The sequence below is a fragment of the Bacillus sp. SIMBA_154 genome (assembly GCF_046536015.1).
Lineage (GTDB): Bacteria > Bacillota > Bacilli > Bacillales > Bacillaceae > Bacillus > Bacillus pumilus_P.
This window is the reverse complement of record NZ_JAWJBV010000012.1, coordinates 38816-51638: the sequence shown is the minus strand read 5'-3', so window position 1 is coordinate 51638 and position 12823 is coordinate 38816. Positions and strand designations below refer to the sequence as shown.

The following is a 12823-nucleotide window of genomic DNA, read 5'->3' as shown; positions in this document are numbered from 1 at the left end:
ACATCCCTTCATGTCATGTTAGAATAGTAACGACTTAGGGAACAGAGGCAAAGGAGTGCAGAGATTTTGAGTAGAAATTCTCGATTTGAACATCGTGATAAGCGCAGAAAGGCGAATATGGTGCTTAACATATTAATTGGTATTGTTGTAGTGCTTATTTTGGTTGTCGCATCGAGTTTGTTAATTTTTAATAAACCGAAAGATACAGATGTAGCGGATGCACCATCTAAAACGGCGCCTGCATCGAGTGAAAATAAACAAAACTCAGAAGAAGATGTGAAAGATCAAAAGAAAGATACATCCGATGATTCAGATGCAAAAAAAGATGACTCATCCGATCAAGACGACGATACAAAGAAAACGGATGATGAAAACGAGCCGAGCAAAGATGCGTTAAAAGACGCCAAAGAAACAGACGGCGGTAAAACGAGTGACGTAGACAAAACATACGAAAACGATGACTGGGAGCCTGTAGGAACAGAGCAATCCGGTTCACATACAGCGACCTATGATTCTAAATCAAAAGACTGGAAAGAAATGATCAAAGCCATGTCCTATGCGACAGGAATTTCAGAGGATCAAATGACTGTTCTTTGGTTAGGAAATAACGGAGGACCTCAAGATGCAAAGGGAACCATCCGTGATAAATCAACAGGTGAGCGCTACCGCGTGGAAATTACGTGGGTGGATGAAAAAGGCTGGAAACCTGTGAAGGTTGAAAAATTAAAATAAACATGAAAAAAGATAGCAGACATGCTATCTCAGATTGTTGACAAAGGGCTAAAATGATCTTTATTTTTAGCCTTTTGTCTTCTTTTTTATTTAGACATTCGCTTTAAAATGAACAACCGCTGTATACAAAATCCGGTCATCGATCACAGTTGTTTGATGACTCACTGAATGAACGGTTAGCAGGATCGCCTGATTATGTTCAATTTGTTTTTGGATCTTTTGTTCAAGCTCTTTTAAAGACGCTGCCTCAAAAAATTCAATTTTGTCCTTTAAAAAGTCCAGTTGAAAATCCATTTCATTCACCCCTCCATGCTCTTCATTCATCTTAATCTCTCTCTTTCAAAAGGGCAAATATTTTTCTACCCCCCCTGTATTTTTTAGTAGGAAAGAAACAGAAGTTGTGGTAGGATAGGAACTGTTCGACGGAATAAAACATACTATACGCATAGGAATAAATAGATAAAGTGGAGGGGAAGAAAATGGGACGTGAGTTTCTTTCTTTATTTGATCATTGGGCTGAGTCTTATGACGACACTGTAAGTGGTCATGACGAGCAGTATGAAGAAGTGTTCCGCCGGTATCCGGCCATTCTAAATGAGATTGCTCGACGTTCGGGTCAATATGTGCTTGAGTTTGGAAGCGGCACGGGTAATCTAACGGCTGTGCTGCTTGCAGCAGATAAGAACGTGTTTGGCGTTGAACCATCAGACGCCATGAAGAAAGCGGCTCTTCAAAAAGGAGTACCAAATGTGTTTCATGATGGGGACTTTTTATCGTTTCCAGCGCCACCATTTGAGCCCGATACGATCGTCAGCTCATATGCTTTCCACCATTTAACGGACGAAGAAAAAAAACAAGCCATTCACACCTATGGCAACTTCCTTCACTCAGGTGGTAAAATAGTCTTTGCTGATACAATGTTTCAAAATCAAGCAGCACATCAAGCTGAAATCGACAAAGCCAAAGCCACTGGATTCGACCAGCTTGCAGAGGATTTAGAAACGGAATACTATCCATCCATTGATGTGTTAAAGCAAATCTTCGAAGAAGAAGGTTTTAGCACATCTTTTCATCAAATGAATGATTTTGTTTGGATCGTAGAGGCGAAGAAAAGGGAATGAAAGGATGTTTTTGATTTGAAAATCGCAGTAATAGGTGCAATGGAAGAAGAAGTCACGATTTTAAGAGATCAACTAAAGAATGCAGCACAAGAAAACATCGCTGGGTGTGAATTTACAACAGGTGTTTATGAAGATAAAGAAGTGATTTTATTAAAATCAGGAATTGGAAAAGTGAATGCGGCGGTCAGCACAACACTGCTGCTTGACCGCTTTCAGCCAGATTATGTGATCAATACTGGATCTGCTGGCGGTTTCCATCACTCATTAAATGTAGGTGATATTGTCATATCTACAGATGTCAGACATCATGATGTAGATGTCACAATCTTTGATTACGAATACGGACAAGTGCCAGGATTGCCAGCTGCTTTTGTCGCAGATGAAAAGCTTGTGAAACTGGCAGAGGAATCTGCTTTAGAGATCGATCATATTCAAGTGGCAAAAGGAACGATTGCAACAGGAGATTCGTTTATGAATGATCCGAATCGTGTAGCGTTTGTGAGAGAGAAGTTTCCAGAGCTATATGCGGTGGAAATGGAGGCAGCGGCCGTTGCACAAGTATGCCAGCTCTTTGGAACGCCATTTGTTGTCGTTCGTGCGCTATCGGATATTGCGGGGAAAGAATCCAATATCTCCTTTGATCAATTTCTTGAGCAAGCAGCGATTCACTCAACAGATCTTGTCCTGCGTATGATAAAGCAAACACAATAAAAGAAGGGGTTTCCCCCTTCTTTTCCATGCAAAGGAAGGGAAACATATGGCTGTCATAAAGGATATTACAGAATTAATTGGTCACACACCACTTCTAAAGCTGTCAGGGATTGGGGTTCCGGCAGGTGTTGACGTGTATGCAAAGCTTGAAATGATGAATCCAGGTGGAAGTATTAAGGATCGTTTAGGCGACATGCTCATAAGAGAGGCGTTGGCATCTGGCAAATTGCGGCCAGGCGGAACTATTATTGAAGCAACTGCTGGAAATACAGGAATTGGGCTTGCCTTAAACGCAAGGAAGCATCAATTGCGCACCATTTTTTGTGTACCAGAACATTTTAGTCAAGAAAAACAACAGCTGATGAAGGCGCTTGGTGCAGACATTATTCATACACCAAGAAAAGAGGGCATGAAAGGTGCGATTAATCGAGCCCTTGAACTAGAGGCAAGCCTTGACAATGCCTATTGTGTTTTACAATTTAAAAACCAAGTAAATCCATTGACTTACTACAGAACGCTCGGCCCAGAATTATGGTCTGACTTACAAGGGAACATTGATGTTTTCGTGGCAGGAGCAGGATCTGGAGGGACTTTTCAAGGATGTGCCGCCTATTTAAAAGAGCAACATCAGGCGTTAAAAACGGTTATTGTTGAGCCAGATGGATCCATTTTAAATGGCGGAAAGCCAGGTCCCCATAGAACGGAAGGAATTGGCCTTGAATTTATTCCAGATTATATGGAAACGTCTTTATTTGATGAGATTTACATCGTCAGTGACGATGATGCGTTCCGAATGGTAAAGGAAGCCGCTGAAAAAGAAGGCATTCTGCTAGGAAGCTCTTCTGGCGCCGCGTTATTTGCCGCTTTAGAGGAAGCCAAAAAGGCAGCACCTGGCACAGTCATTGTCACCATTTTTCCTGACAGCAGTGAGCGGTATTTAAGTAAAGGAATTTATGAGGGAGGAAAATAGAATGAAACCAAAAACAATGATGATTCACAGCGGAACAACTGGTGATGAAAAAACAGGCGCCGTGTCTGTCCCCATTTACCAAGTGAGCACCTATAAGCAGCCGAAAGCAGGTGAACATACAGGATATGAATATTCCAGAACAGCGAACCCAACAAGAACAGCACTGGAAACAGTCATAAGTGAACTTGAAGGAGGAGCAAACGGCTACGCATTCGGTTCCGGGATGGCTGCTATTACAGCAGTGATGATGCTGTTTAACAGCGGGGATCATATTGTTCTGACAGACGACGTGTACGGCGGGACCTACCGCGTGATCACGAAGGTGCTCAATCGTATTGGCATTGAGGCTACCTTTGTTGATACAAGTGATCCTGAAGCGGTGAAAAAAGCGATTTTACCTGAAACAAAAGCCGTTTACATTGAATCGCCGACTAATCCTTTACTCAAAATGACCGATCTAAAAGCCATCAGCCACATCACAAAAGAAGCCAACATTTTGATGATTGTGGATAATACATTTTTCACGCCGTATGTCCAAAAGCCAATTGAATATGGGGCTGACATTGTCCTGCACAGTGCCACAAAATATTTAGGCGGCCATAGTGATGTTGTGGGCGGACTTGTCGTGACAGCAACGAAAGAGCTTGGAGAAGAACTGCACTTTGTTCAAAACTCGACAGGCGGTATTCTTGGACCGCAGGATTCGTGGCTTCTCATGAGAGGGATGAAAACGCTTGGACTAAGAATGGAAGCACATCAACAAAATGCGCAGAAAATCGCCGAATTTTTAGAACAACATCCAGCGATCACACGTGTCTATTATCCAGGTCTGAGCACTCATCCAGGTCATGAACTGGTGAAAGCACAAGCAACAGGCTTCGGCGGAATGATCTCTTTTGATATTGGAAAAGAAGAAAATGTCGATGAGTTTTTAAGCCAGCTTAAGCTGTTTACAATAGCAGAAAGCCTTGGAGCGGTTGAAAGCTTAATTTCTGTCCCTGCTCGAATGACCCATGCGTCCATTCCAAAAGATCGACGAGAAGAGCTTGGCATCACAGATGGTTTAATTCGTATTTCAGTCGGCATTGAAGATGTTGATGATTTACTGCATGATATCGAACAAGGGCTTGACGCACTAGCGAATGGATAGATTTACATGCTCCTCGCTTTCTTTCACTATGTTAAGCTATGAATAGACATTGAATACGGGAAGGTGAAACAAGTGAAGAAAAAGTGGAGTGGTTTAGTGACAGATTACAAGCAGTACGCTTTTATTTTGCTTGCTGTCAGCACCTTTTTATATATTGGTACGATCTTACCTAACCAGCACATCGAAGCATCTCCAAAAATGCTGATGATGGCAGTAGATTGTATGTTCTTATTAGCAGCTTTTCTTTGTGTAAAACGTGCGATCTTTTTTCAAAAGAAACTACAAGAACTAGATGAAGATTAATTCGAAAAGTCTCCTCATGTGATGAGGGGGCTTTTTTATTGATTGGACAAAGGGACAAGAATGACTGTAGAAATTTAGTTAAAAACACAAAAAACACCTAAATGACTAAAAACAGGTTTACAAAATGGTGCTTGCTGGATATACTTACAAAGTAATTAAAAAATGTAAAGGAGGCTGAAGAATATGTTATTCGTATCTACTTGTGATCAATTCAACAAACAATTTCATCATGTCATCAGCCTGTGGAAGAGCTCGTGTCCTTCCTTTACCTATTACGGTGCACGCTTCAAAACTGTTTAAGTAAACGAGGATTTTTCACGCATCATCCATCGCAGGTTGAAAGACACTGTCTTTTGATCTGCATTTTTGTGTGCCCGCAGGTCAACTGATAAAGAAGATCTGCGGGCTATTTCGCGTGTTGCGAACTGAAGGGAGGTGAGCGTAGATGACAATCCATTTATTTTTTATTACATTGACTATTCAGCGTAAATACAAAGACATTGAAACCGTTCTTTATGAACAGCAAGTCGAAACTTTTTATGAAGAAATGAAGCAGAAACAACTAAAGTATATGAACTAAAAGGAAAAGAAAAAAGATGAAAAGGAGGAGATTGACATGTTTATGATGCTTGCAATGCTTGATTGTTATACAAGGGAGAAGGACCAGGTTTAGACACGCTCCACATTGATCACCTGCACATATGATAACCGTAAAAGGAGATTGTGAGGTGATCAATGAATGTCGATGTCACCATATATGAGGTTTCCGTCAGTGGGGCACGGGTATGCGTCCATTCCGCATTCCTTAAAGCACGGGTACGGCAATCCATACCGAATGCAAAGAGAGCAGCAAGAAATGCTCAGACGCTATATGTACAATTACAATTATCCAACTTATTGGTATTAAAGAAAAGGAGCAGGAAACAATGACGTTTCCTGCTCCTTTTACATTAGCAAATCCAGCTTGCACCGATGATGATCAACAAAATGAAGAGTACAACAAGCAATGCGAATCCGCCTGCAAAACCGCCACCGTAGCCACCGCAGTTGCCTCCAGAATAACCGCCAAAGCCCATAATCTAGCACCACCTTTATCTAATCAAGATACATTCATAAAATATGCAGCTCATGCAGAAAACGAAAGCAATCTTTGCACAATTAATGAAAACGCCTATTCAATCAAATATTTTTTAAGTCATGCGAAACATTTTCTGAAAAGGTGCCGTCTAATAAAGGACAAATAAATTAGGACTAGGTCTTAACTTTTGTTAGGTGAGAACCGATATGAAAAGTAAGAAAATTCGTAAATAGTTTTATTTACTGGTGTAAAGCAGGTGTTAACATTGATTCAAAGCTGGATTGGAAAACAAATGAGAGAACCAAAAGGCTTGTTCTCAAAATGGGTTGCCCGCTATATGGAAAAAAATCATCATAATATCAATCAATGGACGATTCAACTCTTAAATATACAAGAAAATGACCGAATTTTAGAAATCGGTACCGGAAGAGGCATGACATTATCAAAAGTAGCAGAAAAACTCGACCGAGGAAAAGTGTACGGAGTGGACGCCTCTCGTCATATGATCAAATATGCAAAAAGAAAAAATAAGAAGCTTGTGGAACAGGACAAAGCCGTCATTACTTTTGGTAAGGCTGAGCATTTACCTTTTGAAGACAGATCATTCAATAAATTATTTACGGTGCAGACCATTTATTACTTGCCGGATATCGAACAGGTGATGAAGGAAGTGTACCGCGTCCTTCAAGTGGATGGAGAAGTATTCTTATCTTTTCAAAAACAGGAGCTGATGAAGGAACAAAAACGGTCACAGTCTTTCTCATCGTACAGTGAACAAGAGATCAGCCGCCTATTTTCAGCGTATCACTTTAGAGACGTCTCGGTTTATCACTATGATACATACATCTGTATCAAAGCCTTAAAATGATGAAAATATTTCCCAGGTAATGAACAAGCACTTCAAAAAAGAGGCTCTTCGTCAGAGGAGCCTCTTTGCGTGTGAAGGCGACAGTGTCAACAAATAAAGGCTCTTCATGAGAAGAGCCTGAGCCTTTTGCATTCATTTCATATAAAGGGGCCAGCCAGGTGTGTAAGGAATGATAGTATATATAAGGAATTTGTTTGTCGATTAAGGATACCTGTCTGGCTTATTCCTTATATCGACACCGTTCTGCAAAAGTTTAGCTTTTTTTTCAATATTTTCTTTTTTATTTGACTGGAAGATACATCTTTCTCTCCCTGATAGACATTTGGTTCCTTCTTTTTGAGTCAATGTGCGGTTTGAAGAAGGGAATTGCTCGAGAAATAGAGAAAATTGTAGAGACTTCATTTTTAAACAAAAAGGGAGGAATGGAAACATGTCGGGAAACAAAGGTGTCGTTTATAAAGGGGCAGGAAATGTAGCAGTTGAGGATATTGGATACCCTGATTTGGTCTTAAAGGATGGCCCGGGTGTACCTAAAGCCAATGTTGGGCGCAAATGTGAGCATGGCGTCATTTTAAAAGTGGTGACAACAAACATTTGCGGAAGTGACCAGCACATGGTGAGAGGGCGTACCACTGCACCTGAGGGACTTGTCCTTGGTCATGAAATTACAGGTGAAGTCGTTGAGGTTGGACGAGATGTGGAGTTTATTCAAAAAGGTGATCTCGTGTCAGTTCCGTTTAATATTGCTTGCGGACGCTGCGTCATGTGTAAGGAACAAAAAACCCATGTGTGCTTAAATGTAAACCCGGATCGTCCTGGCTCCGCCTATGGATATGTGGATATGGGCGGCTGGGTTGGCGGTCAATCCGAGTACGTCATGGTTCCATATGCAGATTTCCAGCTGCTCAAATTCCCGGACAAAGATCAGGCAATGGAAAAAATACTGGATTTGACGATGCTTTCTGATATTTTCCCGACAGGTTTTCATGGTGCTTATACGGCTGGAGTAAAGCCGGGCTCTACCGTATATATTGCTGGTGCAGGGCCAGTAGGTCTTGCAGCAGCACATTCCGCTCAGCTCCTTGGCGCCTCTGCTGTGATCGTTGGCGATCTGAATGAGCAAAGGCTGGAGCAGGCCAGAAGCTTTGGCTGCGAGACGATCAATTTACGAAAGCATGATCGAATCGGCGAACAAATTACGAATATCTTAGGAGAGCCAGAAGTCGACTGTGCCGTCGATTGTGTCGGCTTTGAAGCTTCAGGTCATGGAGATCAGGGAGAAGCACCTGCGACCGTTTTAAATACCATTATGGATATTACAAAAGTTGGCGGTAAACTTGGAATCCCAGGGCTTTACGTCACAGAAGATCCAGGTGCAGTGGATGAGGATGCAAAAGTCGGTTCTCTTAAAGTACGAATTGGACTTGGCTGGGCCAAAGCGCATACCTTTGTGACAGGCCAAACCCCTGTCATGCAATATCACCGCAGTCTCATGAAATCCATTTTAAGCGGAAGGGCACAAATCGCCAAAGCCGTCAATGCAACCGTCATTGACCTTGATCAAGCCCCTAAAGGATATAGTGATTTTGATTCGGGTGTGGCGAAGAAATTTGTGATTGACCCGCATGGGATGATTTCAAAATAATGATCCATTTAAAATAAGCTGGAGAAATAACTTACAGGAAAGCAAATCCTGTAAGTTTTTTTGTGTTTTCAAATTTAAACAGACCTGTACTATTCTCCTGCATTTGTAACATGTTAAAATGAATGAATTGGAAATATTATTCTTTAGATGAAGGTCATACCATATATTCTGCTTGACTATAGGAAAAATAGGGGAGAGAAATCATTGCTTATAGTAAATGACATCAAAAAAATTATGAGGATAAACAGGTACTAAAAGGGGTGTCCTTTCAGTTAAAAAAAGGAGAATCGTTTGGGTTATTAGGACCAAATGGTGCAGGGAAATCTACATTAATTGGCATTATGACAGGGCTTATTCGTGCAGCAAGCGGCACTGTGACGATTGGAGGTAAAGATTTAAACAAAGAAACAAAACATGCGCAGCAATTGATTGGCATTGTTCCGCAAGAGATCGCTTTATATTTACATTTGACAGCAAAGGAAAATTTAATGTTTTGGGGGAGAATGTACGGACTCAAAGGAAAGGAGTTAAAAAGCAGAGTACAAGAAACGCTTGAGTTAATCGGTCTTGAAGATAGAGCAAATGATAAAGTGAAAGTATTCTCAGGAGGGATGAAAAGAAGAGTGAATATCGGATGTGCTATTTTGCATCGACCGAAACTATTAATCATGGATGAGCCCACTGTAGGTATAGATCCCCAATCTAGAAATCATATACTAGAAACTGTCAAAACGCTAAATAGTGAAGGAATGACAATGATTTATACTAGTCATTACATGGAGGAAGTCGAATATTTATGCGAAAGAATGGCCATTATGGATCATGGCTCTATCATTGCTATGGGGGATCAACGTGAATTAAGTGAACTTGTCGAAAATCAAAGAGAGATTATTTTCACCATCAAATGTGAACATGGACAAAACGAAATAGATCGAGTGCGTCAATACATACATGAATATGACCCGATAAAGGAAAGTGTGGTTCAAGGAAATCAAATCAAAATATTCGATCAACACCCTCAGCAGTTGTTTAATTTTTAATGCTGTGCAAACGAATACAATTACAAATGCCTTTCATTATTCATTTGGTATCAGTCCGATTGGCATGGGGGTATTTGTAACAATTCTTACTGCTTTCATTATTTTTGGTGGTGTAAAGAGAATTGCTAACTTTACACAAGTCATTGTCCCAGTTATGTCAGCGTTTTATATTGCCTTAGCACTTTATGTGATTGTCACAAATATCGCTGATGTACCCGCAGCATTAGCAAGTATTATAAAAGGTGCGTTTGGATTAGAGCAAATCGTTGGAGGAGGCATCGGTGCTGCGATTATGAACGGTGTAAAACGTGGGTTATTTTCCAATGAAGCAGGAATGGGAAGTGCCCCAAATGCCGCTGCTGCCGCCAATGTTTCGCACCCAGTAAAACAAAGATTTGTTCAATTATTAGGAGTGTTTTTTGATACATTAGTTGTTTGTAGCTGTACGGCATTTATTATTATGCTATCGACAGTAGAAACAACAGGTGAATTATCTGGTATCGAAATTACACAAGCTGCGATGGCGCAGCATTTCGGCTCTTGGGCTAGTATTTTCTTAGCTTTTGCCATATTTACTTTTGCATTTAGCTCTATTGTAGGTGGCTACTATTATGGTGAAGCCAATATCGGTTTTATTCATAACAGTGCAGCAGCTTTATTAGTGTATCGAATGACTGTATTAATCATGATGATGTTTGGTGCTGTAGCCAACTTACAAGTTGTGTGGACTTTAGCCGACTTGTCGATGGCCATTATGGCTATTGTAAACTTGATTGCGATTGCGATTCTAGGCAAATTTGCTTTTGCAGCTTTAGATGATTACATTGGACAAAGAATGTTAGGTAAAAATCCTATTTTTTATGCCTCTACCATACCAGGTTTAATAGAAATAGAATGGTGGGGAGCAGAAAAACAAGCTACTAACTCAACAAATACAAATGAAGGAGTAGAAAAATAATGATGAATTTTGAATATGTTTGTAATACAAAAATGATGATGGGGGCTGGCAAATCAAAAGAAATTGCATCTATACTAGGGGACATTGTAGTGCCTAGTGCAACAGTTATGATTGTGACTGACTCTGGTGTGAAAAACGCAGGATTAGTTACGCCTATTGAAACGCATTTACAAGAAGCTGGTTATTCCGTTATCGTATTTGACCAAGTATCTCCAAACCCTAGAGATACTGAATGTCTAACTGGTGCAGAGCTCTTTAGAAAAGAACAAGTATCAGCGGTTATTGCTATTGGTGGAGGAAGTCCAATGGATACAGCAAAAGCCATTACGTTATTAGGTCCAAATGGCGGCAATCCTGAAGATTATATAGCAGGAAAGAAGGCGTATACAAATATAGCGCCATTAATTTGTATTCCAACAACGGCTGGCACTGGCTCTGAGGTGACGCGTTCATCTGTCATTACATTAGCTGCTTCACATAAAAAAATCACATTAAAACATACCTTGCTTCGACCAACCATTGCGATTTTAGACCCTGCTCTTACAGCGACAGTGCCAAAAAGCATAACAGCCGCAACAGGCGTTGATGCATTGGTGCATGCTATTGAAGGCTATACATGTAAAGTAACAAACCCTATTTCGAAAGCAATGGGTGCAAGTGCAATGGAAACAATTGTGAAATACTTACCGAAGGCATATGAAAACGGAGCTGATTTAGAAGCAAGATATAAAATGCAGGAAGGTAGTTTACTTGCTGGCTTATGTTTCGGTTCAGCCGATGTAGCAGCCATACATTGTTGATGGGCTTTGCAGATAAAACGGATTCAGATGATGTGGCGATTCAAAAATTGATTGATGGGATCTATACATTTACAAAGAATTTAGGCATTCCAACACTAAAAGAATTATCTTATGTAAAAGAAGAGGATTTTGACAAAATGGCTGAATTAGCAGAACAAAACAACTCTACACCAAGCAATGTTCGTCCTGTTACGAAAGCTGACTACTTAGAAATTTTAAAGACTGCTTTTTAAAATAACGATATAGAAAAAGAGAATAATAGAATGACACATCAGTTCTACTAATAGAGAATACAAACACGAGTCTTTTAAAGACTTTATATAAAAAGCAAACGACAATAGTGATGTAGAAGTTCGACATGATTTATGGGGCTAGTCTGACACGGCAGAATGAGACACAAATAATCCACCCTCCTAAGTGTTCATTAGGAGGGTGTTCTTGTATGTCCCATTTGACTAGGTATAGTCTATACATGTTATCTCATCAAAGTGGTATGATAGACGACAACATCTCATGTAGAAAGGGTTTGATAAACGATGAACTTTCAGCATAAAACAGTCATCATCACCGGCGCAGCAAATGGAATTGGTGAAGCAATCGCATACGGTTATGCGAAAGAAGGAGCACGTGTGGTGCTTGCGGATATCGATGAAGAGAAAGGCAAGTATTTGGAAGAGCAGCTAAGAAAGGGGTCCTATGAAGCCTATTTTAAAAAAACGGATGTAAAACAAGAGAAGGATATTCAAAGTTTAATGTCGTTTGCCGTGGAGCGTTACAAAACGATAGATATTCTGATCAATAATGCTGGTGTCATGTGTACAAAATCCCCTTATGAATTAACGGTCGATGAGTTTGATCATGTGTTACATACGAATCTAAGAGGTGCTTTTTTATGTGCAAGAGAGGCGGCATGTTATATAAAAGAGAATCAAAAAGGCGGTTCGATTGTGAACATTTCATCCACTCGCGCGACAATGTCAGAACCTGATGCAGAAGCGTATGCGGCATCAAAAGGCGGGATATCAGCGCTTACTCATGCCCTGGCTGCTTCCTTTAGTCAGGATCACATAACGGTGAATAGCATTTCCCCTGGATGGATTGAAACGAAGGATGAGGAGAATCTTCGAGAGATCGATCACCAGCAGCATCTTTCCAATCGAGTCGGCACGCCAAAGGATATTGTGAAGGCTTGCTTTTATTTAACCGATGAGGACAATCAATTTGTGACGGGCACAGATTTAGTCGTTGATGGCGGCATGACAAGAAAGATGATATATGCTGATTAAATATGAAAAAAACATTGACGCTTTGGTTCAGCCGCAGTATAATATGTAACAATTCAGCTGAAGATCGTGTAAAAAAAGAAAACAAAGCGCAAATAGAGAAGAGTACATAATCGCTGCCTCACACAGAGAACTCCGTTGAGCTGAGAAGGAGCTGGGGAGCG

The 12823-nt window shown here is 40.6% G+C and carries 13 protein-coding genes and 3 pseudogenes; 14 read left to right on the top strand and 2 right to left on the bottom strand.

Annotation, left to right across the window (positions count from 1 at the left end):
- The first annotated feature begins 66 nt into the window (after positions 1 to 66).
- Positions 67 to 732: a YrrS family protein gene (locus tag R0K30_RS15335; RefSeq protein WP_410611544.1), complete on the top strand. Its 666-nt coding sequence runs from the start codon at positions 67 to 69 to the stop codon at positions 730 to 732.
- 90 nt (positions 733 to 822) lie between these two features.
- On the opposite strand, the gene R0K30_RS15330 is transcribed toward R0K30_RS15335, so the two are convergent.
- The gene (locus R0K30_RS15330; protein WP_008358500.1) at positions 823 to 1026 is read right to left on the bottom strand and encodes a YrzA family protein; all 204 of its coding nucleotides are present in this window, start codon (positions 1024 to 1026) and stop codon (positions 823 to 825) included.
- A gap of 185 nt (positions 1027 to 1211) precedes the next feature.
- On the opposite strand from R0K30_RS15330, the gene R0K30_RS15325 reads away from it, so the two are divergent.
- From R0K30_RS15325 to R0K30_RS15295, 7 genes are all read left to right on the top strand, one after another.
- The gene (locus tag R0K30_RS15325) at positions 1212 to 1853 is read left to right on the top strand and encodes a class I SAM-dependent DNA methyltransferase (protein WP_410611541.1); all 642 of its coding nucleotides are present in this window, start codon (positions 1212 to 1214) and stop codon (positions 1851 to 1853) included.
- Between the two features lie 15 nt (positions 1854 to 1868).
- Positions 1869 to 2564, top strand: coding sequence for a 5'-methylthioadenosine/S-adenosylhomocysteine nucleosidase (gene mtnN / locus R0K30_RS15320; protein ID WP_099727731.1), 696 nt, complete (start codon positions 1869 to 1871; stop codon positions 2562 to 2564).
- Between the two features lie 46 nt (positions 2565 to 2610).
- The gene (locus R0K30_RS15315) at positions 2611 to 3534 is read left to right on the top strand and encodes a PLP-dependent cysteine synthase family protein (protein ID WP_410611539.1); all 924 of its coding nucleotides are present in this window, start codon (positions 2611 to 2613) and stop codon (positions 3532 to 3534) included.
- Position 3535: 1 nt separating this feature from the next.
- Positions 3536 to 4684 (top strand): bifunctional cystathionine gamma-lyase/homocysteine desulfhydrase, encoded by a 1149-nt coding sequence (locus tag R0K30_RS15310; protein ID WP_327925171.1) that lies wholly within the window; start codon positions 3536 to 3538, stop codon positions 4682 to 4684.
- A gap of 72 nt (positions 4685 to 4756) precedes the next feature.
- Positions 4757 to 4987, top strand: coding sequence for a YrhC family protein (locus R0K30_RS15305; RefSeq protein ID WP_099727728.1), 231 nt, complete (start codon positions 4757 to 4759; stop codon positions 4985 to 4987).
- Positions 4988 to 5432: 445 nt separating this feature from the next.
- Complete coding sequence (locus tag R0K30_RS15300) at positions 5433 to 5567, top strand: YrzI family small protein (RefSeq protein WP_008342648.1); 135 nt, start codon at positions 5433 to 5435, stop codon at positions 5565 to 5567.
- Between the two features lie 159 nt (positions 5568 to 5726).
- On the top strand, positions 5727 to 5894 hold the full coding sequence (locus tag R0K30_RS15295) for a hypothetical protein (protein WP_180275522.1): 168 nt from the start codon (positions 5727 to 5729) through the stop codon (positions 5892 to 5894).
- A gap of 43 nt (positions 5895 to 5937) precedes the next feature.
- On the opposite strand, the gene R0K30_RS15290 is transcribed toward R0K30_RS15295, so the two are convergent.
- Complete coding sequence (locus tag R0K30_RS15290) at positions 5938 to 6063, bottom strand: YjcZ family sporulation protein (protein ID WP_099727727.1); 126 nt, start codon at positions 6061 to 6063, stop codon at positions 5938 to 5940.
- A gap of 267 nt (positions 6064 to 6330) precedes the next feature.
- Between R0K30_RS15290 and R0K30_RS15285 the strand changes: the two genes are divergently transcribed.
- From R0K30_RS15285 to R0K30_RS15260, 6 genes and pseudogenes are all read left to right on the top strand, one after another.
- On the top strand, positions 6331 to 6933 hold the full coding sequence (locus R0K30_RS15285; RefSeq protein WP_326839039.1) for a class I SAM-dependent methyltransferase: 603 nt from the start codon (positions 6331 to 6333) through the stop codon (positions 6931 to 6933).
- Positions 6934 to 7363: 430 nt separating this feature from the next.
- The gene (gene fdhA, locus R0K30_RS15280; RefSeq protein ID WP_099727725.1) at positions 7364 to 8578 is read left to right on the top strand and encodes a formaldehyde dehydrogenase, glutathione-independent; all 1215 of its coding nucleotides are present in this window, start codon (positions 7364 to 7366) and stop codon (positions 8576 to 8578) included.
- Between the two features lie 260 nt (positions 8579 to 8838).
- Positions 8839 to 9438 (top strand): annotated as a pseudogene (locus tag R0K30_RS15275) (ABC transporter ATP-binding protein); the annotation flags it as partial.
- 157 nt (positions 9439 to 9595) lie between these two features.
- Positions 9596 to 10576 (top strand): annotated as a pseudogene (locus R0K30_RS15270) (alanine/glycine:cation symporter family protein); the annotation flags it as partial.
- Positions 10576 to 11609 (top strand): annotated as a pseudogene (locus R0K30_RS15265) (iron-containing alcohol dehydrogenase). The pseudogenes R0K30_RS15270 and R0K30_RS15265, both read left to right, overlap by 1 nt.
- A 303-nt stretch (positions 11610 to 11912) precedes the next feature.
- Entirely contained in the window at positions 11913 to 12662 is a 750-nt protein-coding gene (locus R0K30_RS15260) for a glucose 1-dehydrogenase (protein ID WP_410611533.1), read from the top strand.
- Positions 12663 to 12823 lie beyond the last annotated feature (161 nt).

Bases quoted from the DNA above. Each gene is read 5' to 3' on its own strand.
- R0K30_RS15330 (WP_008358500.1), bottom strand. From the start codon at position 1,026: ATGGATTTTCAACTGGACTTTTTAAAGGACAAAATTGAATTTTTTGAG.
- R0K30_RS15325 (WP_410611541.1), top strand. From the start codon at position 1,212: ATGGGACGTGAGTTTCTTTCTTTATTTGATCATTGGGCTGAGTCTTAT.
- R0K30_RS15315 (WP_410611539.1), top strand. From the start codon at position 2,611: ATGGCTGTCATAAAGGATATTACAGAATTAATTGGTCACACACCACTT.
- R0K30_RS15310 (WP_327925171.1), top strand. From the start codon at position 3,536: ATGAAACCAAAAACAATGATGATTCACAGCGGAACAACTGGTGATGAA.
- R0K30_RS15300 (WP_008342648.1), top strand. From the start codon at position 5,433: ATGACAATCCATTTATTTTTTATTACATTGACTATTCAGCGTAAATAC.
- R0K30_RS15295 (WP_180275522.1), top strand. From the start codon at position 5,727: ATGTCGATGTCACCATATATGAGGTTTCCGTCAGTGGGGCACGGGTAT.
- R0K30_RS15290 (WP_099727727.1), bottom strand. From the start codon at position 6,063: ATGGGCTTTGGCGGTTATTCTGGAGGCAACTGCGGTGGCTACGGTGGC.
- fdhA (WP_099727725.1), top strand. From the start codon at position 7,364: ATGTCGGGAAACAAAGGTGTCGTTTATAAAGGGGCAGGAAATGTAGCA.
- R0K30_RS15260 (WP_410611533.1), top strand. From the start codon at position 11,913: ATGAACTTTCAGCATAAAACAGTCATCATCACCGGCGCAGCAAATGGA.